Consider the following 25,120-nt stretch of genomic DNA (forward strand, 5'->3'; position numbering starts at 1 on the left):
CTTCAGAACAATAATTATCCGTACAAGGATTTACGCCATGCCTTTGCCTCTTCGCCCGAGCATTCTTGCCCTTGCCTGTTTCAGTGCCCTCTCGGTACACGCTGCGCCAACCGACCTGAACACCCGCATCGACACCCTGGTAAAACAGGATGAAGGGCAGATGATCGAGCTGTTCAAACAGCTGCACCGCAACCCGGAGCTGGCCTTCCAGGAGAAGGAAACCGCCGCGCTGGTGGCCAAGGCCCTGCAAGCGCAGGGTTTTGAGGTGAAGACGGCGATAGGTACCACTGGCGTGGTGGGTATCCTGCGCAACGGCCCGGGGCCGGTGGTGATGTACCGCGCCGACATGGATGCCCTGCCGATCAAAGAGGCCACCGGCCTGCCCTATCAGAGCAGCAAGGTCACACCCTGGCTCGGCAACCCCAGCCAGGCGGTGATGCATGCCTGCGGCCATGATGCGCATACCACCTGGTTGATCGAGGTGGCCAAGGTCATGAGCCAGCTCAAGGACCAATGGTCAGGCACACTGGTACTGGTCGCACAGCCGGCGGAGGAGATCCTTGAAGGCGCCACCGCCATGGTCAATAACGGCCTCTACGACTTTGCCCCCAAGCCTGACGTACTGCTGGCCGCGCATGTGTCGCCGGTCTACCCGGCGGACAGCGTCGGCCTGCGCGAAGGGCCGCGCCTGGCCGGCACCGACCAGATCGACGTCGAGCTGCCTGGCATCGGCGGGCACGGATCGACCCCGCATGTGACCAAGGACCCGGTGGTGATGGGAGCCATGGCGGTCATGGGCTACCAGACCATCATCAGCCGCATGGTCGATCAATCCAAACCTGCGGTACTCACCGTCGGCGCCTTTCAGGCCGGGGTCAATAACAACATCATCCCGGTCAGTGCCACGCTCAAACTCAACCTGCGCTGGTACGACGCACAGGTTCGCGAGCGGATGATAGAAGGCATCAAATCGGTGACCAGCGGCGTGCTGGTGATGAACGACATGCCGGCCGATTACCAGGCCAAATACACCATGAAGGGCTATGCCACTCCGGTATTCAACGGCAAGGCGCAGACCGAGCTGGCCCAGGCGGCACTGGTGCAGCAGCTCGGTGCCGACAAGGTGCTGCCTGGCATGCCGCCACTGATGGGCTCGGAGGACTTCCATATGCTCGCCAGTCCTTACCCGGATACCAAGGTGCTGTTCCTTGAGGTGGGTTCGGGCAAGCCCGACGTGTACAAGAATCTGGTCGAAAGGAAACAACTGCCAGAGGCGATGAACCACACGCCTGGCTTTGTCGTTGAGCTGCCCGCTATCACCACGGGGGCACGGGCGGTTACCGCGACATTGAGCGCATTCTTCAACAAGCCGCTCTGAGGTCAGTCCCCCTTGTGGGAGCGGGCTTGCCCCGCGATTACGATCTGGCAGACAGACCGCAATCGCGGGGCAAGCCCGCTCCCACCGAGAGTGTTCCCACCCGCTGCGGCTATCAGCTACCCAACTTGCTGGAGAACTGCCCCACGGCATTGACCACTTTCTTCGCCCCGTCCTGGATTTCGACGATCACCGTGCCAGTCTGTCCGGCCAGGGTCAGGCCCTGTTCGGCCTGACGCTTGCTGCTGTCGATGATATCCACGGCGGCCTTGGCCAGTTGTTCGTTCTGCTGCACCACGCGGGCGATTTCCTCGGTGGCGGTGCTGGTGCGCGAGGCCAACTGGCGAACTTCGTCGGCAACCACGGCAAACCCACGGCCCTGCTCACCGGCACGAGCCGCTTCAATAGCGGCGTTCAGGGCCAGCAGGTTGGTCTGGCCGGCAATGTCGCTGATGGTCTTGATGATCGAACCAATCACCTGCGATTGCTTGTCCAGCGCCTCGATGCCGTTGGCCGCCTCCTGCATGGAAGTCTCCAGGCCGCGCATCACCTCCACAGTCTGGGTAACCACTGCGGTGGCGCTGCGTGCGCTGCTGTCGGTTTCCAGCGAAGTGCTGTAGGCAATATCCGCAGCCTCGGCCACGGCCATTTCCTGATTGACCTGATCGGTAATCACGGTGGCGAACTTGACCACTTTGTAGAGCACGTCATGGGCGTCGATGATCGGGTTGTAGGAGGCCTCCAGCCACACCACGCGACCATGGGCATCCACCCGTTTGAAGCGCGCGGCAACAAATTCCCCACGGCGCAGCTGGTCCCAGAACGCCTGGTAGGCCGGGGAGTTGTACTCCTCCGGATCGCAGAACAGACGGTGGTGCTTGCCGACCACCTGCTCCAGGCGATAACCCATGGTCTGCAGGAAGCGATCGTTGGCGGCCAGCACTTCGCCCTGCAGGTTGAACTCGATCACTGCGGTGGAACGCATCAGCGCCTTGATCAGGCTTTCATGTTCACGCGAGCTTTCGATGGTGCGGGTCAGGTCGCTGGAATGCAGGGTGAAGTATTTCAGACGCCCTTCGCTGCTCTTGACCGGCTGCAGAATCGAGCGCAGCCACGCCTCTTCGCCATTGCCACGGAGCAGTCGAAACGCCCCGTTGAGATGCTCACCACGGGTGATGGCAGTCTTCATGCGCTGGTAGAAATCCAGCTGTTTGACGTGGACCGGAACGATCTCTTCGATATTGCGCCCGATCAGTTGATGGCTGCTGTACAGCATCTCCTTCTCGAAGTTGCTGTTGACCGATTCGACCCGCCCCTGGGGGTCAAGCTGCAATACCAGCATCTCGCTATCCAGGCTGCTCTTGACCTGCTCCATGGACAGCAGCTCTTCGCGCAGACGGAGGTTTTCTTGTTTCAGTTTGCTGTTGAACATCAACGCTCTCCTGGAGCGGAATCAATCATTCGAATGCTTCTGCATCGGCTGATTGTCAGACATTCTTGAGTACATCCATGGGAAATATTTTCATCCAGAGACGCCGTAAATCGGGCGTCACAAATCAGTCACGAATGCGTCACGGCAGCGCAATCGCAGGCACTGAAACTGCTGTTCATGAGCGCACCCACCCTGCATATCACGCTGATCAGCGATACCTTCCCACCGGAAATCAATGGCGTGGCCAATACCCTTGGCCGCTTGAGCGAAGGCTTGCTCCAGCGTGGCCATCGGGTCGAACTGGTGCGCCCGCGCCAGGCTGGCGATCCGTTGGGTGCCGGTAATCAATGGCAACTGCTGTGCCGCGGCTGGCCGTTGCCCGGTTATCCGGGATTGCAGTGGGGACAGGTGTCGATGCACAAGCTGATCCGCCGCTGGCGCCGGCAGCGCCCGGATGTGCTGTACATCGCCACCGAAGGGCCGTTGGGCTTGAGTGCGCTGCGGGCAGCACGCAGATTGGGCATTGCCGTGGTCAGCGGCTTTCACACCAACTTTCATCAGTACGCCAGCGACTACGGCTTCGGGCTGCTGACTCGGATGCTCACACATTACCTGCGCTGGTTTCATCGACGCACGCACACCACGCTGGTGCCCAGCGTCAGCCAGCGCCTTGAACTGCAACGGCGCGGGTTCGACAACCTGACACTGCTGGGCCACGGCGTTGACAGTCAACTGTTCAACCCGGGTAGACGAAGCCAGACGCTACGGGAACAGTGGGGGTTGGAAAATGATGATATCGCCCTGCTGCATGTCGGACGCCTGGCGCCGGAAAAGAACCTCGGTGTGCTCCAGCAATGCCTGCAGGCTGCACGACAAAATTATCCACAGCGACGGATCAAGTTGATTGTGGTCGGCGACGGCCCACAGCGCAGCGCACTCCAGCAACAGTTACCTGGCGCCCTGTTCTGCGGTGCGCAACGGGGTGAAGCGTTGGCCGAACACTACGCCTCGGGAGACATTTTCCTGTTCCCCAGCCTGACCGAAACCTTCGGCAGTGTAGTGCTCGAAGCACTGGCCTCAGGGCTGGGCGTGGTGGCCTACGATCAAGCCGCCGCAGCCCAGCACATCCGCCACGGTCACAGCGGTGCGCTGGCCATGCCGGGTGACCAGGACGCGTTTATCGACGCCTGCAACTGGCTGGTGGAAGACGCCGAAGCGCTGCGTCGGGTACGCCTGAATGCTCGTCAACACGCCAGCCGCCAAGGCTGGCCCGCGATTGTCGAGCAGTTCGAAAGCCACCTGCTGGATGCCTGCCGCCAGGGCCAGAGCAACATCGCGCGCCTGCCCCCGGCAGCCCTGACGATCAAACCAGAGTCGTCAACGCCTCGCGGCTGAACGGCAGGATGTCCTGTTCCCGGCCATCGCGAACCTTGGCCGCCCAATCCGCATCGACCAACAGCGCGCGGCCCACGGCCACCAGATCGAACTCATCATTGTTCAGGCGCGTCAGCAGGTTCTCCAGGCTGGCCGGCTGCGCCACCTTGTCGGTGGCAACCATGAACTGCAGGAACTCCCCGTCTAGGCCAACGCTACCGACGGTAATGGTCGGCTTGCCGGTGAGCTGGCGGGTCCAGCCGGCCAGGTTCAGTTCGGAGCCTTCGAACTCTGGCTCCCAGAAGCGTCGGGTGGAGCAATGGAAGATATCCACACCCGCTTCGGCCAGCGGCTGCAGGAACGCGCCCAGCGCCTCGGCGCTTTCCACCAGGCGAGCGCTGTAATCCTGCTGCTTCCACTGCGAGAAACGGAAGATGATCGGGAAATCCGGGCCGACGGCGGCGCGCACAGCCTGGATCAGCTCATTGGCAAAACGCGAGCGTCCGGCCAGATCGCCACCGTATTCGTCAGTACGCTGGTTGCTGGCCGCCCAGAAGAACTGATCGATCAGGTAACCGTGGGCGCCGTGGATCTCCACCCCATCCATACCGATGGCCTGAGCATCGCGGGCGGCCTGGGCGAAGGCTTCGATCACCTCACGAATATCGTCGCGGCTCATGCCGTGGACCGCCACCTGGCCATCCTTGACCTTCTCGCTGGGGCCATAGCCCGGCACGCTGGCGTCCGGCTCGGTACCCAGCCGGCGCACGCTGCCGACATGCCAGAGTTGCGGAACGATGCGTCCGCCTTCGGCATGCACGGCATCCACGACCTTTTTCCAGCCGGCCAAGGCGTCTTCGCCATGGAAGCGCGGTACGTTCGGATAGCCGTTGGCGGCCTTGTGATCGACTGTGGTGCCTTCGGTGATGATCAGGCCGACACCTGCGGCGGCACGACGACGGTAGTACTCGACGACCTTGGCATGCGGTACACCGCCGGGGCAGAAGGTCCGGGTCATCGGTGCCATGACCACACGGCTTGGCAGCTCAAGGGTACCCAGTTGAAAAGGGGTGAACAGTGCGGTGGCGGACATGCGGCGCTCCAGGGAAGTAGGAATGCGCCTGAGGATAGGGTGAGCCGTTAGCGTGGCCCAGTACTATTGATTTGAGTGATTTTACAGCATCGCGGGGCAAGCCCGCTCCCACAGGGTCACCCTGTGGGAGCGGGCTTGCCCCGCGATAGATCCATCAAGCCAACGCTTTTTCGATCGCCGTCACCACGGTCGAATCATCCGGCGCAGTACGTGGCGAGAAGCGCGCCAGCACCCGGCCATCCTTGCCGACCAGAAACTTCTCGAAGTTCCAGGTGATGTCGCCAGGAAACTCCGCGCCTTCCCCGGCCAGCAAGCGATACAGCTGATGACGCTCGGCGCCATTGACCTCCAGCTTGCTACTGAGCGGGAAGCTCACACCGTAGTTCAGGCTGCAGAACTGCTGGATTTCATCTTCAGTGCCCGGCTCTTGCCCGGCAAACTGATTGCACGGCAGGCCCAGGACACTGAAACCTTTGCCTTTGTACTGCTGATACAGATTTTCCAGTGCCGCGTATTGCGGGGTCAGGCCACACTTGGAGGCGACATTGACCACCAGCACCACCTGGCCCTTGAACGGCGCCAGAGGCAACTCCTGGCCATTCAGCGCCTGCAACTTCAGGTCGTGAAATGCACTCATGACGTATTCCCTCTCCAGATCCCGGTTGCCGCTGCGGGCTGCAATCAGTAACACCAGCCCATTAAAAAGGCGCCCTGCCAAGCCGTCCTCCCCTACTGGAATGCGACGGTCTTGCCCGGGCGCCTTCGCGACTTTCTGAGCTTAGCGCAGAAAATCAGTGGTGATGGCCACCTTCGCCATGGACGTGGCCATGGGCTACTTCTTCTTCGCTGGCGTCACGGATGTTGACAACCTTGACCTTGAAGTTCAGGCGCTGACCGGCCAGCGGGTGGTTACCGTCGACAGTCACGTCGTCGCCGTCCAGATCGCGGATGGTCACGATCTGCATCTGGCCATCAGGCGCGGAAGCGTGGAACTGCATGCCCACTTCCAGCTGATCGACGCCTTCGAACATGCTGCGGTTCAGGGTGCTGACCAGTTCGGCCAGGTATTCGCCGTAAGCGTCTTCCGGCTCGATGGCAACTTCCAGCTCGTCGCCGGCAGATTTGCCTTCCAGGGCTTTTTCCAGGCCTGGAATGATGTTGCCTGCGCCATGCAGGTAGACCAGCGGAGCGCCGCCGGCGGAGCTGTCGATGACCTCACCAGCGTCGTTGGTCAGGGTATAGTCGATGGAGACAGCCTTGTTGGCGGCGATCAGCATGGGGCGAGACCTTTTGCATAAGAATGTAGAGCCCATAAGTGTAACCAACGCATCGCCTGAAAGCGAACGCAACCCGGACAAACGGGACTCTGCACCAGGCTGTCGGTGGGAGCGGGCTTGCTGTGGGAGCGGGCTTGTCCCGCGATTGCAATCTGTCAGACACATCCTGTCGCGGGGCAAGCCCGCTCCCACCGAAATTAGCCGCTACCGGCAGAGTGCCGATAGCGATACCCTTGGCAATTGATTCTTTTTGCACAGCTCATTTCGAGAAGCTCGCATGCAGACATTTTTCATCGCGCCGACCGACTTTGGTGTCGGCCTGACCTCCATCAGCCTGGGCCTGGTGCGCACCCTTGAGCGCGCCGGGCTGAAAGTCGGCTTCTTCAAGCCGATTGCCCAGCCGCACCCCGGCGATACCGGCCCCGAGCGCTCCACCGAGCTGATCGCCCGCACCCATGGCCTCAAGCCGCCCAAACCGTTGAGCCTGGCGCATGTCGAGCGCATGCTCGGCGATGGCCAGCTCGATGAGCTGCTCGAAGAAATCATCACCCTGTACCAGCAAGCGTGCATCGGCAAGGACGTGGTGGTCGTCGAAGGCATGGTCCCGACCCGTCACGCCAGCTATGCCGCCCGGGTCAACCTGCACCTGGCCAAGAGCCTGGATGCCGAGGTGATCCTGGTGTCGGCCCCGGAAAACGAAGTGCTCACCGAGCTCTCCGGCCGGGTCGAGTTGCAGGCCCAGCTGTTCGGCGGCCCGAAAGACCCGAAAGTACTCGGTGTGATCCTCAACAAGGTGCGCACCGACGAGAGCATGAGCGTGTTCGCCGAACGCCTGAAAGAACACTCACCATTGCTGCGCGGCGATGATTTCCGCCTGCTCGGCTGTATTCCTTATCAGGCCGACCTCAACGCCCCGCGTACTCGCGATGTGGCCGAGCTGCTCGGTGCCCAGGTACTCAACGCTGGTGATTACGAACAGCGGCGGATGAACAAGATCATCATCTGTGCCCGTACCGTGGCCAATACCGTGCCGCTGCTCAAGCCCGGCACCTTGGTGGTAACGCCGGGCGACCGCGACGACATCATCCTTGCCGTGAGTCTGGCGGCGATTAACGGCGTACCGTTGGCTGGGCTGCTGCTGACCAGCGACAGCAAGCCTGACCCGCGCATTCTCGAACTGTGCCAAGGCGCGCTGCTGGCCGGTTTGCCAATCCTGTCGGTGAGCACCGGTTCCTACGACACGGCTAACCAGTTGAACCAGCTGAACAAGGAAATTCCGGTGGATGACCGCGAACGCGCGGAAATCATTACCGACTTCGTCGCCAGCTACCTGGATGCCGACTGGCTGCACCAGCGCTGCGGCACGCCGCGCGAGCTGCGCCTGTCGCCAGCCGTGTTCCGCTATCAGTTGATCCAGCGCGCCCAGCAAGCCAACAAGCGCATTGTCCTGCCTGAAGGCGCCGAGCCGATGACCGTGCAGGCCGCCGCCATCTGCCAGGCCCGCGGCATCGCCCGTTGTGTGCTACTGGCCAAGCCCGACGACGTTCAGGCCGTGGCTCGCGCCCAGGGCATTACCTTGCCCGAAGGCCTGGAGATTCTTGATCCGGACCTGATCCGCGAACGCTATGTCGAGCCGATGGTCAGACTGCGCAAGAGCAAGAGCCTCAACGCCCCCATGGCCGAACAGCAACTGGAAGACCCGGTGGTGATCGGCACCATGATGCTGGCCCTGGATGAGGTCGATGGCCTGGTCTCCGGTCTGGTTCACTCCACTGCCAATACCATCCGCCCGGCCCTGCAGCTGATCAAGACCGCGCCGGGCTGCAGCCTGGTGTCGTCAGTATTCTTCATGCTGTTCCCCGAACAGGTACTGGTGTACGGCGACTGCGTGATGAACCCGCACCCTACCGCCAGCGAACTGGCGGAAATCGCCCTGCAAAGTGCCGACTCCGCCGAAGCCTTCGGCATCGCCCCACGGGTGGCGATGATCAGCTATTCCAGCGGCGACTCGGCCAGTGGCGAAGAGGTGGAGAAAGTCCGCGAAGCCACCCTGCTGGCCCAGGAAAGCCAACGCAGCCTGCAGATCGACGGCCCGTTGCAGTACGACACCGCCGCTAACCTGGAGATTGCCCGGGAACTGGCACCCAACAGCCAGGTGGCAGGGCGCGCGACCGTCTATGTCTTCCCCGACCTGAACACCGGCAACACCACCCACAAAGCGGTGCAACGCAGCGCTGATTGCGTGAGCCTCGGGCCGATGCTGCAAGGCCTGCGCAAACCGGTCAACGACCTGCCGCGCGGCGCCCAGGTCGACGACATCGTCTACACCATTGCCCTGACCGCGATTCAGGCCAACCGCTCACTGGATAGCTGAACATGCTCGGATTGCTACCCGCGCCACTGCGCGGGGTGATTGCCTCGCTGCTGCTGGGGCTCAACACCATTGTCTGCTGCACCCCGTTGTTCATCGTCAGCCTGTTCAAGCTGTGCCTGCCGTTCGCGGCAGCGCAGCGGGTCACCGATGAACTGATGCGCCATATCCACGAAGCCTGGATCAGCAACAACAACGCCTGGATCAACCTGCTGGGCAAGGCACGCTGGCAGGTCGAAGGCCTGGCCGGGCTGGATTACCAGCACAGCTACCTGATCACCAGCAATCACCAGAGCTGGGTCGATATCCTGGTGTTGCAGTACGTGCTCAACCGCCGCATCCGCCCGCTGAAGTTCTTCCTCAAGCAGGTGCTGATCTGGGTACCGGTGATCGGCCTGGCCTGGTGGGCGCTGGGCTTTCCGTTCATGAAACGCTACTCCAAGGCGTACCTGGCCAAGCACCCGGAAAAAGCCGGCAAAGACCTGGAAACCACCCGTCGCACCTGTGCAAAATTTCGCGGCAAGCCCACGGCCATCTTCAACTTCGCCGAAGGCACGCGCTTCACCCCGGCCAAGCATCGCCAGCAGCAATCGCCCTACAAGCACCTGCTTAAACCCAAGGCCGGAGGAATTGCCTTTGTACTGGATGCGATGGGCGAGCAATTGCAGTCGATCGTCAACGTCACCCTTCACTACCCGGCGGGTGCGCCAGGATTCTGGGATTTGCTCTGCGGGCGGGTGAAGCACATCGTTGTGCACCTGGAAGAACTGGCGATCCCGCAAGAGTTTCTGGGCAAGAACTACGACCAGGATGAAGCCTATCGCCTGGCTTTCCAGCAATGGATCAACCAGTTGTGGCAAGACAAGGACGCCCTGCTCGAGCGTCTTGAACACAACACGCCGGCCTGATCGATGCACAAACTCTGCCCAAGGGGAAACTTTCTTCTCCTTGGGACTGAGTCAGATCAACAGAAAATCACCTAGCGTCCCCCGAATCCCCCGCCAGCATCTATGCTCTTCCCCACGATGTTTCTCATCAGTCATCACACGGAATGAATGCCTATGAAACCGCTGCGCACCCTGACCCACGCCATCGCCCTTGCTTCGCTCATGACTGCAGCCAGTTTCTCGGTACAGGCGCAAGACATTCTGATCGGTGGCACCGCCATTGAAGACGATGTAGTCACCAAAGTCCTCGCCATTGATATGGAAAAGCGCTTGGTTACCGTCGCCGGCCCCAATGACAGCCAGGTACCGATCCAGCTTTCCGAACAGGCCAAGGCCCTCGGCAACCTGAAGGTCGGCGATCAGGTCAACGTACATGTCACCCGCTCGGTGGCGACCGTGCTCGATACCACCGTCGGCGGTGAACCCGGTGCCAGCAAGGAAGCCGGCGTGATCCGTGCCACCAAAGACAACCCAACCCCGGGTGGCGAAGCGTTCCGCCAGATCAAGATCACCTCGAAAATCACCAAGATCGACCTGAAAACCCACGAAGTCACCCTGCTGCCGCCAGAAGGCCCGCAAAAGGTGGTGAAAGTTGAAGATCCGGAGCTGCAGGCGCGGATGAAAAACCTCAAGGTTGGCCAGACGGTCGACCTGATCTACACCGATGTGCTGAAAATCACTACCAGCCACGAAAGCTAACAGGAACGGGCTTCGGTAGGAGCGGGCTTGCCCCGCGATTGCGGTTGCTCAATGCCATCGCATCGCGGGGCAAGCCCGCTCCTACCGACAATAACCCAAAAAAAAGGGGAGCCAGCTGGCTCCCCTTTTTACATCGGTCGAAACTTACTGGTACTGCTGACCTGGAATCGGCTTGAGGTTGACCTCTACCCGACGGTTCTGCGCACGGCCGTTGGCGTCGGCGTTGCTGGCAATCGGTTGATCCGGGCCCTGGCCACGGGCGCTCACACGGCTGGCATCGACGCCCTGGGAGGTCAGGTAAGAGACCACCGACTGTGCACGACGCTGCGACAGGTCCATGTTGTGCTGACGGCTGCCGGTGCTGTCGGTGTAGCCGACCACTTCAATGGTGTTCTGGTTGTACTGTTTGAAGGAGTTGGCCAGGTTGTTCAGCGGCGAGTAGAAGCTTGGGGCGATGTTCGCCGAATCGGTGGCGAAGGTGATGTTGCCCGGCATGATCAGCTTGATCTGGTCACCCTCACGCTGTACTTCGACACCGGTGTTGGCCATGCTCGCACGCAGGGCGGCTTCCTGTTTGTCGGCGTAGTAGCCGTAACCGGCAGCTGCGGCACCGACGGCGGCGGCACCGATCAGTGCGCCTTTGCCACGGTTGTCGTGATCGATGGCCGCACCGGCAATGGCACCAGCCAGCGCACCCAGACCACCGTACTTGGCGGTTTTGCTCATCCCGGTGGAGCCTTGTTGCGCCTGGCCCTGGCTGTCGTACGGGCTCTGGCCCGCACAACCAGTCATCAGGGCGGCAACGGTAGCGACGATAGTCAAACGACGCATGGTGAACATGGACAAGCTCCTACTGTAATTCGAAAGTGCAGGCAGACCGATTGCGGTTCTGTGCCAGCCTTGGATTGTAAAAAAGCAAAATAATTCCCTGAAATCTCAGGCACGCACAAAGGGGTTCTGGCGCATCTCATCGCCCAGACGGGTATCCGGGCCATGCCCGGTGACCACGGTGGCGTCCTCATCCAGGCTGTACAGGCGCTGTTTGATCGAACGTACGATGGTCGCTTGATCACCGCCCCACAAATCAGTGCGACCAATGCCACGACGGAACAGGGTATCGCCGGCGATCAGCAGCTTGGCATCGGCAAACCAGAAGCTCATCGAGCCCGGCGTGTGCCCCGGCGTGTGCAGCGCCACCCCGCAGCCACAGGCCAGCTCTTCGTCATCGGCCAGCCAGCGGTCTGGCGAGGGCACAGGCGTGTAAGGCACGCCGAACATCTGGCATTGCATTTCCAGGTTGTCCCAGAGGAACTGATCGTCCTTGTGCAGGTGCAACGTGGCACCGGTCTTTTCCTTCAGTTGCCCGGAGGCCAGGAAATGATCCAGGTGCGCGTGGGTATGGATGATGCTCACCACCTTCAGGCCATGCGCATCCAGGCGGGCGAGGATCTGCTCATGGTTACCACCCGGATCGACGACGATGGCCTTTTTGCTGATCGGGTCGCCGATGATGGTGCAATTGCACTGCAACGGGCCGACGGGGAAGGTTTCGCGGATGAGCGAGGGTTTTCCGGATTCCATGGAGGTTCCTTGACGGTTGATGGCCCATTCTGGCGCAACAGGTAAACGTGGGCGAGCATAGTACGACGAGCGAACTGACGCAGATCAATGTGGATCCTTACTTTGCATTCGATCAAAACGCGTGAAAGACCATCAACCCACCCTCGGCATCCGGGCTGGCGTCGGAAAAGCCCTTGACCGCGTACAGCTGGACCTTCCATTGCTGGTTGAGCTTATGGGTGACAAACAGCGTGAGCTCCTGGATTTGCGATCCCGTGGAGACAACTTTCTGCCGCCAGTCGTAGGACGCACCTGCCGTGGTACGCACTGCCACAGGGGTAGCAAAGCCGAGGCTGGCAAATACCGGGTCGTCGAAATCGCTATCGGGCGGATCGCCGAACTTTTTCCAGCCCAGGGTAGCGAAACCGGTCACCGGGCCAAACGTCCTGGCGAGGTCGACCTGGGCGGAATAGTCGGTTTCGCCGGTGCCCAGGCACTGGTCTTCATCCGCGGTGGGAAATTTGACCTTGCCAATCAGATCCACCAATACGCCGCCCTCACTGCCGTCGAGCAACGCATAACCTGCGCTGGCGACCGTATCGCCCAGGCCGCTTTCCACATCCCGGCAGCCACCGGGTAATGGATCGCCATCCGGCCCGACTTCAGGGTTGGTGATGCGCAGCCAGGGCACGGTGACTTTGTAGGTCATGGGGCCGGTTTCGTACTTGCCTACCACTGGCACGTACCAGATTTCCGAGGTGGTCTCGGTGCCATAGTCGCCGCTTGAGTAATCGAGGCCAATGGCCGTGCTGAAAGTGTCGGCCACGGCCGGTACGCAGATGCTGGCAAGCAGGCCGGTAAACAGAGTAAGCGTGGGTCTCATCTTCACCTCAAGGTCTCGGAGGCAAACGCTGTCGGACTTTCCCAGCCTAGTTGTTTATTCGCGGGATGCAGGTTGGCCTCACGGTTTGAGGCTAACGACCGGATCGTTCCGGGCGTTCCACCTTCTCGGTCTTCTCAACCTTCTCAGGCTTTTCCACTTTCTCGGCCTTCTCCACTTTTTCAGGCCTTTCGACTTTCTCGACCTTCTCCACTTTTTCAGGCCTTTCGACTTTCTCGACCTTCTCCACTTTTTCAGGTCGTTCGACTTTCTCGACCTTCTCCACTTTTTCAGGCCGCTCGACTTTCTCGACCTTCTCCACTTTTTCAGGTCGTTCGACTTTTTCGACCTTCTCCACTTTTTCAGGTCGTTCGACTTTCTCGACCTTCTCCACCTTTTCAGGCTTTTCGACTTTCTCGGCCTTTTCTACTTTCTCTGGCCGTTCGTCTTTCTCTACTTTCTCGACCTTGTCGGCTCGCCCGCTGTTGTCCTCTTTCTCGGGTTGCTCGGCTTTCTCAACGCGCTCCGATTTGCCTGAGTTATCCACAGCCTCAGACTTCCCGCTATCTTCACGACCGCCACCGTGGCTCTCGTCGCTGCGCACCTCACCACCGTGACCGCTGTTGTCGTCGCTGGAGCTACCTGAGGTGTGCTCACGCTGTTCACTGTCATCGTGCGTGCCACTCTTGCGTCCTGAATGGTCCCTGCCAGAGGTATCGGCGCGCTCGCTGTGGAGTTCGACCCGGGTCGCCCGCACCTCTCGTGCACCACTGAGCACCCCGCTTACCCGTACGCGCTGATCCAGTGCCAGCCTGGAAGGCTGCTCGCCGACAACCACCGTGTCGCGCGCCACCGTCACATTGAAGCCGCCGACCACCAGGCGCTGATCTTGCCGGCCTTGCACCAGGCCCTCGATCACCACCTCACGTACCCGGCCGGCGAATGGCAGGCTCGGGTCAGGCCGGCTCTGGGCGACTTCCAACTGGCGACCGGACCACTGACCACGGACAAGCACCTCCTGCGCAGGCGCCACCCGGCTCCCCAGTTTCAAGCCCTGCAGACTACCGCTGCGATCGATCGCGCCGATGGCGCTGGCCTGCTTGAGGTCCGGTGCCCGCTCGATGCGGCTGGCCACCACCTCACCACTGGCGTTGCGTAGCCCGCTGACCCTGACCGGTTCGCCCGGACGTAGCCCCGTGGCAACCCGCGCATCCTTGGCCAGATGCACCGGTTGGCCCATGACCCGCAGTGGCGACGCAGCATTCGCCAGCGCTGTCAGTGGCCCTTCATAGACGTTCAGGATCGCGATACGCCCAGCCTCCAGGCCTCGCTTGCTAGGGTAAGACTCCACGGCAACCACTTGCCCGATTGCCAGATGGTCGCTGCTGGCGGCGACGCCGTTCTCGCTCACGGGGACGTCTTTGCCGAAATGCACTTCCATGCCATTGACGCAGATCGAGGCAAACCCGGTGATGGTGCCGACGATACCGGTGCCACCGGTACCGCCCGGCGCCCTGATCGGCGCTCCCGTACCGCCGGTTCCACCGGGCCGCTGCTGGATCGGCGCACCACTACCACCAACCCCGCCATTGTCGCTCTGGATACCGGTGCCACCCATGCCGCCCGGCCGCGCCCCGGTACCACCGATACCGCCCGGAAACTGCAGGCCCGCAGTGTCGGTCATGCCGATTTCATCGCGACTGACACACACCGGTGCTGCGTTCCCCCATGAGGGAACCCCCAGGTTCAACACAAAACCCAGGACCAGGGCGACAGCATGAAAGCGGCGCAGTGGCGAGATCATGGAGGAGGCGCCGTCGGCGAATTAGGCTCAGTGTAGAAATACAGCCCGATGGTGATGCGCTGGCGTGGATCGAGGCTCGATAGATCGCCGTTTTCCAGGTCGGCGGCCAGCCGACTGAAACCGAGCAAGGTCTGCATCCCCTCACTGGCTACCGTTTCACGCAGCACTTCGACGCTGGCTGGGCTCAGTGCGTCGTAGTGCACGCTGCGTTCGAAGAAAGGCTGCCCTTGCGCGGTCAGGTTGTGCACCGCCGCGCTGGCATGGTCGTGCAGGTTATGGGCAAGGTAGGCGGCTTTTTCGTCAAAGCCCTTCTGCGGCACAAATGCCTGGGCCTCAAGGTGCACACAATCCTGTTCATCAAGCCGCACCACGCCAAGGCGCAACCATTCGTCGAGCACTACCCGCGCGCGGATGTCCGTGCTGACCTGCGCCACCAGCGCGTCAAAGGAGACATCACCGCCAACACTTGCCAGTCGCGGCAGCGGTAGCGCTTGGCCAGCCGCCTTGCAGAACGGCTGGTTGCTGGTCCAGGTATTAACCAGCTGCGCGCCCAAGGTGATGTTCTCCGGCAATGCCATGCTCGCCGTGTCGTCCTCCTTGCGCAGACGCCTGACGTCCTTGCGATGGACCCCGGTAAGCAGGCTGATGCGGCTGTCGCTCGGCGCTTTGTCGTCCAGACGAAACTCGCGATCAGCCACATCGACGAATACCTCCTTGAGCAAATCGGCGAACACCGTATAGGTGACGCCTTTGCGAAGCATCAGGCGTACCAGGGGACGCATGACCCGTCGCAAAGCGCTCAGCAACGAAGGAGGGAGTGTGGGCGAGTGCATTGCAGTCAATCAGCTCCTGCTGTTGTCGTCACCTGGTTCGCCGCCGACGTGATTGCCACGGTCATCACCCGGTTCGCCACCCACATGATTACCACGGTCATCACCAGGCTCACCGCCAACATGATTGCCACGGTCGTCGCCAGGTTCGCCGCCAACATGATTACCATGGTCATCGCCGGGCTCACCGCCCACATGATTGCCATGGTCATCGCCGGGCTCACCACCGACATGATTGCCATGATCATCGCCAGGCTCTGAATGGTTGCTGCTGCGCCCGGAGTTCGAGTTGCCGGCCTGGCCCGTGCCGGCGTCGCCATGGCTGCTGCCGCTATGACCGCTGCCACTGCTGCTGCCACTGCCGTTGCCAGCATGGCCACCACCATTGCCGCTTCCACCATGGCCGCCTGAACCTCCGCTTCCACCACCGTGACCGCCACCGTTGCCGCCGCCATGACCACCACCGCCTCCGTGACCGCCACCGCCGCCACCGCCGTGACCACCGCCACCTCCACCGTGGCCGCCACCGCCGCCACCGCCGTGGCCACCGCCACCTCCACCGTGACCACCTCCACCACCACCGCCACCATCTTTGGCGTAGGCACTGGAACTCTGGGTAATCGAATCGGGGATCAAAACGAGGGAGGCCGACAGCACGCCGCCGATGGCCAGCGCCAGTAGAGCCTTCTTGAACAGCCGATGAGTCTGCATCTTCCGTCTCCTGGTCATTACCGTGAGAAACGCAATATCAAGCCGGAAATCGTTGGGTATCTTTGTATTTTTATCTTGTGGGAAATTTTCCCACATGAAAAAACTAGACCCCTTCACCCAGGGATTCAAGCAACACAGTGGAAAGCCGACCAGTGGAAGATATTTCGCGGGGCAAGCCCGCTCCCACCGGTTCGGTGTATCCCCGGTGGGAGCGGGCTTGCCCCGCGATCAATGGCTCACGGCAGATAAAGCCTGAACAAGCCCCCGCCCAACGCCCCGCCATTGGCGATCTCGATCCGCCCCTTTACCCCGTTGCGCTCGTGCAAGGCGGCAATCCGCGCGGCAAAGTACAGCCCCAGTCCCGTGCTGCCACTCTGCGCCTCAATGCCCTGCACGTAGTCGTGCTGGCGCTCGAGCATACGCGCCGGAAAACCCGGGCCATCGTCGTTGATGCTCAGCAACAGCTGCTCGTCTTCGTCACTCACCGTGATCAGCAAGGTGTGACCGGCATAGCGCATGGCATTGTTGAGGACGTTGGCGACCACCGAGCTGACCAGTTCGCGATCAAAGAAGCCCAGCGGACTGGCCGTTTCGATACGCCAGCTGGCGAGGATATCGCGGTGCTGCAGCAAGTTCTGCTGGGCTGCCAGCTGCGCCTCGATGAAGTCGTCCAGTTCGTGATAATCCGGACACATCGGCAACTGATTGACGCCCAGTTTGTACAGCCCCAGCAATTGCACGAGCATGCCATTTAGATGGGTGACTTCGTACTCCAACACCCCCTGCTCGCTACTGCCACGCAGATCCTGCGGGAGACGTGCCAACCACTGGCCATGGGCCTGGGTAAGCGCCGACAGGGAATTTTTCATGTCATGCACGGTGGAGGCGATCACCGTGGAGAAATCCAGCCCCTGATTGTCCTGGTTCATGCGCCAAAAGCCCGGATGTGCAGTTTGCGGTAACGGTCATAGCGACTGTCGCTTTCGGGAATACCAGCCACACAGGTCAGACAGGCGCGGCATTCCTCCATGATTGCTGGCGGCGGTGTTTCACCACCGATGCGCAGCAAGGCCTGGGCGGTGTTGAGGGCGATGCTGATGTTCTTCGGCTGCAGCATCAGGGCACGGCGGAACTGTCCCAGGGCTTCGCTGAGCTGCCCACCCTGATAGCTGCGCACCCCTTGGCGGTTGAGGTCGACGGCTTCAGTCACCGCCCCCAGCACCGCCGGATCGTCGGTCAGACGCGCCACGCTCTGCATCACCTTGGGGTCATCACCGTAGGTTTCCACACAGTTTTTCAGAATCGAGGTGCCGGCCGATTCCTGGCCGAGCTGCTGCAACTGGGTCGCCACCACCAATGCCGCTTCGACGGAGAAGAACTGCTCCATCTTGTCCAGACGGGCCATGGCCTGTTCGGTCAGCTTGGCCGCGGTTTCAGCGTCGCCGGCCTGTTGCAGGCTGGCCGCTTTCATCAATCGGGCGCGGACCTGCAAGCCCTGGTCCTCGACGTTTTCCTTGGCCACCTCACTGAGCACAGTGTTGATCTCAACCCGGGTACGCGCATCCAGGCCGTTGCCGGCATTCTTGTTCATCAGCGCCTGGACCAGACCCAGATTGCTCTCCGGGTCCTTGTAACGTGAGCTCTGGCCCTGGCTGACCGCATGCCGGTAAGCCTTCGAGGAGGTGTCGTAGTCATCGTTGTTCAGCGCCAGCTTGCCCAGCATCATCTGCCGGCGTACCGCCAGCGGCGACAGACGCACCGCTTCTTCCAGCACGCCCTGGGCACGTTTGCCTTCCCCTTGAGCGACCAGCACCTCAGCGAGCCCGTCATACAGGCCGGGCATCATCGGGAAAGCCTTGAGCGCCTGTTCATACACACCCTGGGCCTGGGAAATCTGATTGCGCTTGTACAGCAGGCTGCCCAGAGCGGCGTAAGCCCACGGCGTGGCCCGGCTGGAAATGATCGTGGAGAGGAACTTTTCCAGCTCGTCATAACGATTCAGGTCACGCAACGCATCGGCGCGGTAGCGCAAGCACAACGGCGCAAAACGCGGGTCCTTCTTGCACAGCTCGGCGCAGGCCGCCAGCACTTCGGCCGGGCGGCCACGGTCCAGGGCCTGGAGGATCGGCTTGAGCAAGGTCTTGCGCTGCACCAGCTTTTCCAGGCGTTGAGCAAGCCCGATGCGGTTGAACGGTTTGGTCAGGTAGGCATCCGGCTCATGCTCCAGGGCACTGAGGACAATCGCCTGGCTGGTCTCGGCGGTCACCATGAGAAACACACACTCATGGCTGATCAACTTGTCGAGGATCAGGTCTTCGAGCACCTGCTGGCCGTTCTTCTTGCCATCGCCCAGGTGAAAGTCCTGGAGGATGAAGTCATAACGCTTCTGCGCGCACATACGCAGGGCCTGCTCACCGCTATCGGCAGTATCGACATCACGCACGCCCAGCTCGCGCAGCATGGAGCGCGCCGAACTGCGAAAGTCCGAGAAATCATCGACGATCAGAAAACTTTTATGGCTGTAGACCTGCATCCACGAAACCTGACATGGCAAATATAAAAAAGGATGCACAGACCTCAACAACCACAGGCTGGCTTCGCGGGTAAATCCGGCACGACATCAGGGTCGGCACTCATGGGCTGACAATCGGGGTTACGTACAAGCGCCTGCTGCAGCGAGGCGGAGCTGGTTTTCACCACTGCGCTTGGCTTCATACATGGCCAGGTCCGCAAGGTGAATCAAGGTGTCCATGCTCGCGGCATGATCCGGATAGATCGCTACTCCCAAGCTGGTACCCACCTGCAATAGCTCCCCGGAAACGATCATGGGAAAAGCCAGTGACTCGATCACGTTGGCGCAAAGCAGGCGCACTTCCTCTTCCACCCCGGCACCGGGCGAGAACCCTTCAAGAATCAGGACGAACTCATCGCCACCAATCCTGGCCACGGTATCGGCCGAACGCAGCATTTGCTTGAGTCGCTTGGCAGTAAACTTCAACACCTGGTCACCGATGGCATGGCCACTACGGTCGTTGATCGTCTTGAAGTCGTTAAGGTCGATAAACGCCAGGGCCACTCGCGTGTTGTTATTGCGGGCCTTTTCCAGGGCCAGCGCCAGGCGTTGCTCAAATGCCAGACGGTTGGGCAGGCCGGTCAAGGCATCGTTGTGCGCCAGGTTCTGTAGCTGGCTGGCCCAGGCCTTTTCTTCGGTGATATCGCGCACCACCCCGATCATTTTCACGGCCTTGCCCTGACTGTTGCACACCACGTTGCCGGTCTCGCGCAGCCAGCGGACGCTGCCGTCAGGCCAGACCACGCGGTACTCCTCATCATGGTTTTCGCCCGTTGCAATGCAGCGCAGTTCTCCGGCGCGGACCTGATCACGGTCATCCGGATGCACGCTGGCGCAGAAACGCTCATAGCTGGGGACGATTTCCCCGACCTGAAAGCCGAACATGGGGTAGATAGCGTCAGACCAATAGAGCTGTTCGGTGTCGATCTCCCAGTCCCAGGTGCCAATGCGGGCAAAGTACTGGCTGCGTTGGTAGCGCTCGATGTCTTCCGGCAGTACCGCACCGCCCGGTGCCTGTTTGCCGCCCGAATCATCAAGGGGCTGGCGGCATTCACGCAATTGTCGTTCAAGCTCACGCCCGCGCAACAACGCACGTATCCACAGGATCGACAGGACGCCCAAGCCGATCCATGGCGCGAGGATGGACAGCATCTGCGTCATGGTGAAGCACCCAATGATGATAGCAAGCGGCCATCATCTTCGATCCTCTGCCCCTCGTAAAGACTGGCGTAGGCGCTTGCTCAGCGTACCGCCTGGCAGGTCAGCTCGGTGCCATACCATTTCACTTTGGCTTCGCCCTGATGTTCCCAGAACTCGACACCCTCGGCACTGTACTTGCTGCCGCTGCCAGAAAGCTGGGCTATGGCGATGGTTTGATCGTCGCCATAGGTAAGCACCGCCGCTTGCGGTTCGAGCTGGTTGTAGAACACCGCGGTAAAGGGTTTGCTGTCGTCATTGCAGTCAAATTCGACGGCTGCCGGTACCTGAACCGCACCGGACTGGATCTGCAGTTTGACCATGCGAACCTGATACTGCTCAAGCACACAGGCATCAACATCGTCGGCTTTCCAGCATTCATCACGGCCCTTGATCCAGCCGCGCTGGGTCGCCTTGAGCTGCTTTTGCGAATCGCTGTCGGCTTGTCCGAGCACGCGTTTATAGAGGGCGGCGAGGTCACGGTCGAGTTTGCTCAGTTGCGGGCTCTGGCACACTTTCAGGGCCACGCCTTCGGCCTTGTCGCAGGAAAACGACGGCCCTTCTGCCGCCAGTGCCGTCCCCATGGGTAACAAGCAGGTCAGCAGCACCAGGGTGCGTGCACGGAACATGGGCGAGGCCTCCAACAGGAAAGAACCTGCCAGACAGTACAGCAGATATTCCTCCCTGGCCGCACATTCAGTCGTCAGGCCAGCAGGCCCAGGGCCTTGGCCCGGGCGACAGCCTGAGTCCTGCGCTCGACGCCCAGCTTGCTGTTGATGTGACTGGCGTGGGTCTTGACCGTATGCAAGGAGATGAACAGCCGGTCGCTGATTTCCTGGTTGGAACAGCCCTGGGCAATCAACTCCAGCACCGCCTTCTCCCGTGTGCTCAAGGTCTCACAGCTGGTGCCGGTGGCTTGAGCCGTATCAAGGGCCGGCAACAGCGCCAGAAGGCTGGCCTGCGTCGGACTCGCAGGTTGCATCAGCAACTGCTCGCGCAGCCACTGCGGATGGTCCTGCAATAGCCGCTGGAACGCCTGCAAGGCGCCGCCACGGCCAGCTTCCAGACTCAGTGCCAACAAATCACGGGCCTGCATCTCGTTGTTGCTGGCCAGTAACAAGCCTATCCATTGGCACAGCGCAGTGACACACAACAACTGACCACCGCTGGCCTGACCGCGCTCGACCAGCGCCTGCAGACGTTGTCCGGCCTGTTCCAGGCGCCCTTGGGTACGTTCGAGCAAGGCCTGTTGCAGTTCGATATGCAGCGGCAGCAAGGGATGGAATTCCGGTGCGGCAGCCGCCTTTTTGCCGCCGTAGGTCTGGCCCAGACGCAACAACCAGGACTCGGCAAGATCCGTGCGCCCCTGGGCCAACCAGAGTTCGCATTTGATCAGGGTAATCATCGCCAGATAGAAAATCGGCGGTACGTCCCAGATGTGCATCAGCCGTTCGGCCTCGGCCAGTTCGGCGAAGGCTTCGGTAAAGCGCCCTTCGCGACCATCCTGCGAAGCGATCACGCAATGACCGATCAGCACGCTGATGTCGCGGCAGGCCCGTGCCTCGACCAGACCTGCACGCAGACGGCTGCGCCCGGCTTCCGGTTGCAGGCGCGCGACCAGCAGATAGCCTTCGTACAAGGTCAGGCGTGCCCGCGCCGCGTACAAGCGCTGCGCCGACAGCCCCTGCAGACGCTGCAAACCCTGGCGCACTTCATCGAGTGCCCTCAGCACTTCGCCGCGAGCATGCAGCACCCGCGCGCGATCGTAATGTGCCAGGGCTTCGAACAATGGGTTGCCGACCCGCTGAGCCAGCTCCAGCGCCTCGCGGTTCCAGCTGCGGGCCCGCGAGAAGTCAGCGTCGGCAATGGCCAGGTTGGAAACCGTCGACAAGCACACCAGGCGCTGGCCATAGCGCTTTTGCGGCAGGCTGCGCAGGGCTTCGACGCAATAGGAGCGAGTGCGCTCGCGATCGCCTCGGCCGCGGGCGATGACCCCACTCAAGGCCAGCCATTGCGCCAGCATGGAGCGCTGTGCCGTCGCCGAAGGCGCTGGCAGGAAGCGACTCAGGTGACTGGCCAGCTCTTCGGCGGCGTCCAGCTGCCCGGCCAGGCCCAGGGCCCAGCTATACAGCACAATCAGCCGTGGCGTGCTGATCAGCAGGCTATCGGGCAGGTCCATCTTCCAGCGCAGCAACATACCGACGTTCTGCTCGGCCAGCAGTTGCTCTTCGGAAAGGTTCTGTACCAGGTTGGCGGCGACATCCAGGTGCCCTGCCCGCAAGGCTTGTTCCACCGCCTCGTCGAGCAACCCCTGGCCCTGGAACCAGCGGCAGGCACGCAGGTGCAGGCTCGACAGCGGCAGGCTGGGTTGTCGGCTGCGCAGCAGATCGGAAAACAGATGGTGATAGCGGTACCAGCGCCCATGTTCGTCCAGCGGCACCAGGAATACCTGATGCGCCTGCAGGTACGCGATGATCTCGGCGCTGTCGTGACTCTCACGCAGGGCATCACACAGTTCGCTGCAGAAACGCTCCTGGCACGCGGTATCGTTGAGGAAGCCCTGAACTTCGGCCGGCAGAATATCGATCACTTCTTCGAGCAGGTAATCGCGGATCAACCCCTCGCCGCCATGCAGGGCCTGGGGCAACGCACTGTCGGCGCCAGACTCGCTGGCCGCCAGCTGCCAGAAGCGCAGCCCGGCAATCCAGCCGTCACTGCGCTGGATCAGATTATCCAGGGCCTGACCGCGCAAACCGGTGGTCTGCTGGCCCAGCACCGCCAGCGACTCGTCGGGAGTCAGGCGCAGGTCCTGTTCGTTGAGTTCAAGCAGCTGGCGCGACAGACGCAGGCGCGCCAGGTGCCAGTCCGGGCGCAAGCGACTGGTGACCAGCAGCACCAACCCCGGCGGCAAGTGATTGAGGAAGAACTGCAGGCAGCGATCAAGTACCGGGCCCTGGGCCAGATGGTAGTCATCGAGCACCAGCAACAAGGGGTTGTGTGGCTGCAGATGGAAAGCCAACTCATCGAGCAGGCCATCGAGCCACTCTTCGAAAGCAAACGGCTGGTGGCGCTGGCGCATCTTCAGCAGGCCCAGGGCCTGGTTGCCCAGCACGGGGCAATACTGCTGCAAGCCTTCAAGCAAGCGTTCGAGAAAACGTCCCGGATCGTTGTCGCGACGGCTCAATCCCAGCCACAGGCTGCTCCAGTGATTGGGCAGACCCTGACAGAATTCCACGGCCAGGGAGCTCTTGCCGAAGCCAGCAGGCGCAGTGACCAGCAACAAGCGGCCGCCCAGCCCGGTTTGCAGGCGCTGGCACAAGCGCGCCCGCGGCACATGCCCTTCAGGCAGTGGCGGACGATAGAAGCGTCCTTCCAGGACAGTCATGGCCTGGCCGGCGAACCCTTGCGTACGGGACAGATCAGTCATGGCCGGCTCGTTTTAGTTAGAGAATCTTCGGCAGTACGGGTCAGCGCAGACTAGCGGTTAAAGACGCACATTTGAAGATGATTGCCGCGCTTTGCGGAAAAAAGACTACAACAAAAAGCGACAATCCCGAATCAGGCAGGCCGCGCAAACAGAAACGCCCCGGCAAGCCGGGGCGTTCTGGGAGATCACACGGAGGTTTGAAACTTAGCGCACACCTTCCTGGCGAAGCGCTGCGGGCTGGAAGTCGCTAATGCTAGCCGAGAATCCGAAGTCGTAAGCCTTCTTCTCCTCGTTCTTCATGCCCAGTGCCAAATAGCGACCCGACTGCAGGTCGTAGATGGCTTCCAGGGTGTACCACGGCACCTGGACGTTGTAGTAGTCCTGGGAGTGGGCCTCGGAAACGCGCCACAGTTGATCGCGACCGTCGTACTGGTCGATCACTGCAGCCTGCCAGGTGTCTTCGTCGATGTAGAAGTCACGCTTGGCGTAGATATGACGCTGGCCTGGCTTGAGGGTGGCAACCACGTGCCAGACGCGGCGCAGCTCATAGCGGCTCAAGTCCTGGTTGATGTGCCCGGCCTTGATGATGTCGCTGTACTTGAGCTTTGGATCGTCGAGTTTGTAGCTGTTGGAGGCGATGTACATCTCTTTCTTGCCTTCCAGCTTCCAGTCGTAGCGATCCGGCGCACCGTTGAACATGTCCAGGTTGTCGGAGGTACGCAGGCCATCGGCTGCAGTACCCGGACCGTCGTAGGACACCTGCGGTGCCTGGCGCACACGACGCTGACCGGCGTTGTAGACCCACGCCTTGCGTGGTTCCTTGACCTGGTCGAGGGTCTCGTGGACCAGCAGCACGGTACCGGCCAGACGCGCCGGCGCCGTCACCTTCTGCTTGAAGTAGAACAGCACGTTGCCCGGGTTGGCCGGATCGTAGCCCTTGATCTTGTCACGGAAGACGAACTGGTCCTGGAAGTACACCAGGCTGTAGGAGCCATTGGTTTGCGGCGTGGCCTGGGTTACCAGGCGGGTCACGCTGCCACCGCGATAGCGGGTGATGTGGTTCCAGATTACCTCGACACCGCTTTTCGGAATCGGAAACGGCACGGCAGTGGTGAAGTTCTCCAGACCGTTGCCGCCAGCGACCAGGTTGGTCTTGGTGGCGTTTTCCTTGATCGCGGCAAACACATCAGCCGGCACGGTCGAGCCACGGTGGGTCGGGTATACCGGCAGCTTGTAGCTGTCCGGGTAGCGCTTGAGCATCGCGATCTGACCCGGGGACAGTTTGTCCTTGTACTGGTCGACGTTCTGCGCGGTGATGGTGTACAGCGGCTTTTCGCTAGCGTACGGATCGGCAAGGAAACCCTTGGCATCAACGGCGCCGGCATTGGTGGCCAGCGGCTTCCAGGCGCTGATCGAACCGTCGGCGTTACCGGCCTTTTCAGCGCCCATCGGCGTCAGCGTGGTGCCGAGCTTGGCCGCCTCGTCGGCGGACACCGCCGCCATGACGCCGGTTGCCAGCAGCGACAGGCCCAACACACCGGCTTGCAGCAGATTCTTGGTCATTTTCATGT

21 protein-coding genes and 2 pseudogenes are annotated in these 25,120 nt (G+C 61.3%); 6 read left to right on the forward strand and 17 right to left on the reverse strand.

From position 1 onward, the window contains the following. The first annotated feature begins 37 nt into the window (after nt 1-37). The gene (locus PSAKL28_RS22635; protein WP_051939543.1) at nt 38-1,378 is read left to right on the forward strand and encodes an amidohydrolase; all 1,341 of its coding nucleotides are present in this window, start codon (nt 38-40) and stop codon (nt 1,376-1,378) included. Nucleotides 1,379-1,490: 112 nt separating this feature from the next. Here PSAKL28_RS22635 and PSAKL28_RS28640 read toward each other — a convergent pair whose 3' ends face one another. Both PSAKL28_RS28640 and PSAKL28_RS28645 read right to left on the reverse strand, forming a co-directional pair. Next, nucleotides 1,491-2,024, reverse strand: coding sequence for a methyl-accepting chemotaxis protein (locus tag PSAKL28_RS28640; protein ID WP_371262010.1), 534 nt, complete (start codon nt 2,022-2,024; stop codon nt 1,491-1,493). A 12-nt stretch (nt 2,025-2,036) separates the two neighbouring features. Further along, nucleotides 2,037-2,807 (reverse strand): annotated as a pseudogene (locus tag PSAKL28_RS28645) (PAS domain-containing protein); the annotation flags it as partial. A gap of 177 nt (nt 2,808-2,984) precedes the next feature. Between PSAKL28_RS28645 and PSAKL28_RS22645 the strand changes: the two are divergent. Next, nucleotides 2,985-4,202 carry a glycosyltransferase family 4 protein gene (locus PSAKL28_RS22645; RefSeq protein WP_038614661.1) on the forward strand — a complete coding sequence of 406 codons (1,218 nt, stop codon included), beginning with the start codon at nt 2,985-2,987 and terminating at the stop codon, nt 4,200-4,202. Here the strand turns inward: PSAKL28_RS22645 and PSAKL28_RS22650 are convergent. From PSAKL28_RS22650 to PSAKL28_RS22660, 3 genes are all read right to left on the reverse strand, one after another. Further along, the gene (locus PSAKL28_RS22650; protein WP_038614662.1) at nt 4,171-5,274 is read right to left on the reverse strand and encodes an NADH:flavin oxidoreductase; all 1,104 of its coding nucleotides are present in this window, start codon (nt 5,272-5,274) and stop codon (nt 4,171-4,173) included. The genes PSAKL28_RS22645 and PSAKL28_RS22650 overlap by 32 nt on opposite strands. Before the next feature lie 154 nt (nt 5,275-5,428). Continuing rightward, the gene (locus PSAKL28_RS22655; protein WP_038614663.1) at nt 5,429-5,911 is read right to left on the reverse strand and encodes a glutathione peroxidase; all 483 of its coding nucleotides are present in this window, start codon (nt 5,909-5,911) and stop codon (nt 5,429-5,431) included. A gap of 154 nt (nt 5,912-6,065) precedes the next feature. Then, on the reverse strand, nt 6,066-6,551 hold the full coding sequence (locus tag PSAKL28_RS22660; protein ID WP_038614664.1) for an FKBP-type peptidyl-prolyl cis-trans isomerase: 486 nt from the start codon (nt 6,549-6,551) through the stop codon (nt 6,066-6,068). Here PSAKL28_RS22660 and PSAKL28_RS28345 point away from each other — a divergent pair. The 4 genes and pseudogenes from PSAKL28_RS28345 to PSAKL28_RS22675 form a co-directional block, all read left to right on the forward strand. Continuing rightward, a pseudogene (locus tag PSAKL28_RS28345) lies at nt 6,520-6,636 on the forward strand (DUF3565 domain-containing protein); the annotation flags it as partial. The gene PSAKL28_RS22660 and the pseudogene PSAKL28_RS28345 sit on opposite strands and share 32 nt — an antisense overlap. Before the next feature lie 192 nt (nt 6,637-6,828). After that, a complete protein-coding gene (pta, locus tag PSAKL28_RS22665; RefSeq protein WP_038614665.1) occupies nt 6,829-8,925 on the forward strand; it encodes a phosphate acetyltransferase in 2,097 nt (698 codons plus the stop codon). A gap of 2 nt (nt 8,926-8,927) precedes the next feature. Next, nucleotides 8,928-9,830, forward strand: a complete 903-nt coding sequence (yihG, locus tag PSAKL28_RS22670; RefSeq protein ID WP_038614667.1) for a 1-acylglycerol-3-phosphate O-acyltransferase, YihG family — start codon at nt 8,928-8,930, stop codon at nt 9,828-9,830. Nucleotides 9,831-9,983: 153 nt separating this feature from the next. Further along, on the forward strand, nt 9,984-10,568 hold the full coding sequence (locus PSAKL28_RS22675; RefSeq protein WP_038614669.1) for a hypothetical protein: 585 nt from the start codon (nt 9,984-9,986) through the stop codon (nt 10,566-10,568). Between the two features lie 144 nt (nt 10,569-10,712). Here PSAKL28_RS22675 and PSAKL28_RS22680 read toward each other — a convergent pair whose 3' ends face one another. From PSAKL28_RS22680 to PSAKL28_RS22735, 12 genes are all read right to left on the reverse strand, one after another. Then, on the reverse strand, nt 10,713-11,408 hold the full coding sequence (locus PSAKL28_RS22680; RefSeq protein ID WP_038614670.1) for a YiaD family glycine zipper/OmpA-like lipoprotein: 696 nt from the start codon (nt 11,406-11,408) through the stop codon (nt 10,713-10,715). A 96-nt stretch (nt 11,409-11,504) separates the two neighbouring features. Continuing rightward, on the reverse strand, nt 11,505-12,149 hold the full coding sequence (locus PSAKL28_RS22685) for an MBL fold metallo-hydrolase (protein WP_038614671.1): 645 nt from the start codon (nt 12,147-12,149) through the stop codon (nt 11,505-11,507). A gap of 112 nt (nt 12,150-12,261) precedes the next feature. Further along, nucleotides 12,262-13,011, reverse strand: coding sequence for a hypothetical protein (locus PSAKL28_RS22690; protein ID WP_038614672.1), 750 nt, complete (start codon nt 13,009-13,011; stop codon nt 12,262-12,264). Nucleotides 13,012-13,102: 91 nt separating this feature from the next. Next, nucleotides 13,103-14,812: a DUF5666 domain-containing protein gene (locus tag PSAKL28_RS22695; protein ID WP_038614673.1), complete on the reverse strand. Its 1,710-nt coding sequence runs from the start codon at nt 14,810-14,812 to the stop codon at nt 13,103-13,105. Continuing rightward, nucleotides 14,809-15,645, reverse strand: a complete 837-nt coding sequence (locus tag PSAKL28_RS22700; RefSeq protein ID WP_038614674.1) for a DUF6502 family protein — start codon at nt 15,643-15,645, stop codon at nt 14,809-14,811. The genes PSAKL28_RS22695 and PSAKL28_RS22700 overlap by 4 nt, the downstream gene beginning before the upstream one ends. A gap of 9 nt (nt 15,646-15,654) precedes the next feature. Then, a complete protein-coding gene (locus PSAKL28_RS28040; RefSeq protein ID WP_038614676.1) occupies nt 15,655-16,353 on the reverse strand; it encodes a hypothetical protein in 699 nt (232 codons plus the stop codon). Nucleotides 16,354-16,589: 236 nt separating this feature from the next. Further along, nucleotides 16,590-17,282: a sensor histidine kinase gene (locus PSAKL28_RS22710; protein ID WP_038614677.1), complete on the reverse strand. Its 693-nt coding sequence runs from the start codon at nt 17,280-17,282 to the stop codon at nt 16,590-16,592. Next, the gene (locus PSAKL28_RS22715; protein ID WP_038614678.1) at nt 17,279-18,886 is read right to left on the reverse strand and encodes a response regulator; all 1,608 of its coding nucleotides are present in this window, start codon (nt 18,884-18,886) and stop codon (nt 17,279-17,281) included. Before PSAKL28_RS22715 ends, PSAKL28_RS22710 begins: the two co-directional genes overlap by 4 nt. A 120-nt stretch (nt 18,887-19,006) precedes the next feature. Beyond that, the gene (locus PSAKL28_RS22720) at nt 19,007-20,086 is read right to left on the reverse strand and encodes a sensor domain-containing diguanylate cyclase (protein WP_038614679.1); all 1,080 of its coding nucleotides are present in this window, start codon (nt 20,084-20,086) and stop codon (nt 19,007-19,009) included. Between the two features lie 80 nt (nt 20,087-20,166). After that, on the reverse strand, nt 20,167-20,751 hold the full coding sequence (locus PSAKL28_RS22725; RefSeq protein WP_051939545.1) for an MliC family protein: 585 nt from the start codon (nt 20,749-20,751) through the stop codon (nt 20,167-20,169). Nucleotides 20,752-20,825: 74 nt separating this feature from the next. Then, nucleotides 20,826-23,549, reverse strand: a complete 2,724-nt coding sequence (locus PSAKL28_RS22730) for a winged helix-turn-helix domain-containing protein (protein WP_038614680.1) — start codon at nt 23,547-23,549, stop codon at nt 20,826-20,828. Between the two features lie 204 nt (nt 23,550-23,753). Next, nucleotides 23,754-25,118 carry a DUF1329 domain-containing protein gene (locus PSAKL28_RS22735; protein WP_038616976.1) on the reverse strand — a complete coding sequence of 455 codons (1,365 nt, stop codon included), beginning with the start codon at nt 25,116-25,118 and terminating at the stop codon, nt 23,754-23,756. Nucleotides 25,119-25,120: the final 2 nt, after the last annotated feature.

This window comes from Pseudomonas alkylphenolica (assembly GCF_000746525.1).
Lineage (GTDB): Bacteria > Pseudomonadota > Gammaproteobacteria > Pseudomonadales > Pseudomonadaceae > Aquipseudomonas > Aquipseudomonas alkylphenolica.

Bases quoted from the DNA above. Each gene is read 5' to 3' on its own strand.
- PSAKL28_RS22720 (WP_038614679.1), bottom strand. From the start codon at position 20,086: ATGACGCAGATGCTGTCCATCCTCGCGCCATGGATCGGCTTGGGCGTC.
- PSAKL28_RS22725 (WP_051939545.1), bottom strand. From the start codon at position 20,751: ATGTTCCGTGCACGCACCCTGGTGCTGCTGACCTGCTTGTTACCCATG.
- PSAKL28_RS22700 (WP_038614674.1), bottom strand. From the start codon at position 15,645: ATGCACTCGCCCACACTCCCTCCTTCGTTGCTGAGCGCTTTGCGACGG.
- PSAKL28_RS22685 (WP_038614671.1), bottom strand. From the start codon at position 12,149: ATGGAATCCGGAAAACCCTCGCTCATCCGCGAAACCTTCCCCGTCGGC.
- PSAKL28_RS22715 (WP_038614678.1), bottom strand. From the start codon at position 18,886: ATGCAGGTCTACAGCCATAAAAGTTTTCTGATCGTCGATGATTTCTCG.
- PSAKL28_RS22645 (WP_038614661.1), top strand. From the start codon at position 2,985: ATGAGCGCACCCACCCTGCATATCACGCTGATCAGCGATACCTTCCCA.
- pta (WP_038614665.1), top strand. From the start codon at position 6,829: ATGCAGACATTTTTCATCGCGCCGACCGACTTTGGTGTCGGCCTGACC.
- PSAKL28_RS22650 (WP_038614662.1), bottom strand. From the start codon at position 5,274: ATGTCCGCCACCGCACTGTTCACCCCTTTTCAACTGGGTACCCTTGAG.
- PSAKL28_RS28040 (WP_038614676.1), bottom strand. From the start codon at position 16,353: ATGCAGACTCATCGGCTGTTCAAGAAGGCTCTACTGGCGCTGGCCATC.
- PSAKL28_RS22680 (WP_038614670.1), bottom strand. From the start codon at position 11,408: ATGTTCACCATGCGTCGTTTGACTATCGTCGCTACCGTTGCCGCCCTG.
- PSAKL28_RS22655 (WP_038614663.1), bottom strand. From the start codon at position 5,911: ATGAGTGCATTTCACGACCTGAAGTTGCAGGCGCTGAATGGCCAGGAG.
- yihG (WP_038614667.1), top strand. From the start codon at position 8,928: ATGCTCGGATTGCTACCCGCGCCACTGCGCGGGGTGATTGCCTCGCTG.
- PSAKL28_RS22735 (WP_038616976.1), bottom strand. From the start codon at position 25,118: ATGAAAATGACCAAGAATCTGCTGCAAGCCGGTGTGTTGGGCCTGTCG.
- PSAKL28_RS22660 (WP_038614664.1), bottom strand. From the start codon at position 6,551: ATGCTGATCGCCGCCAACAAGGCTGTCTCCATCGACTATACCCTGACC.
- PSAKL28_RS22710 (WP_038614677.1), bottom strand. From the start codon at position 17,282: ATGAACCAGGACAATCAGGGGCTGGATTTCTCCACGGTGATCGCCTCC.
- PSAKL28_RS22695 (WP_038614673.1), bottom strand. From the start codon at position 14,812: ATGATCTCGCCACTGCGCCGCTTTCATGCTGTCGCCCTGGTCCTGGGT.
- PSAKL28_RS22675 (WP_038614669.1), top strand. From the start codon at position 9,984: ATGAAACCGCTGCGCACCCTGACCCACGCCATCGCCCTTGCTTCGCTC.
- PSAKL28_RS28640 (WP_371262010.1), bottom strand. From the start codon at position 2,024: ATGGCCGTGGCCGAGGCTGCGGATATTGCCTACAGCACTTCGCTGGAA.
- PSAKL28_RS22635 (WP_051939543.1), top strand. From the start codon at position 38: ATGCCTTTGCCTCTTCGCCCGAGCATTCTTGCCCTTGCCTGTTTCAGT.
- PSAKL28_RS22730 (WP_038614680.1), bottom strand. From the start codon at position 23,549: ATGACTGATCTGTCCCGTACGCAAGGGTTCGCCGGCCAGGCCATGACT.
- PSAKL28_RS22690 (WP_038614672.1), bottom strand. From the start codon at position 13,011: ATGAGACCCACGCTTACTCTGTTTACCGGCCTGCTTGCCAGCATCTGC.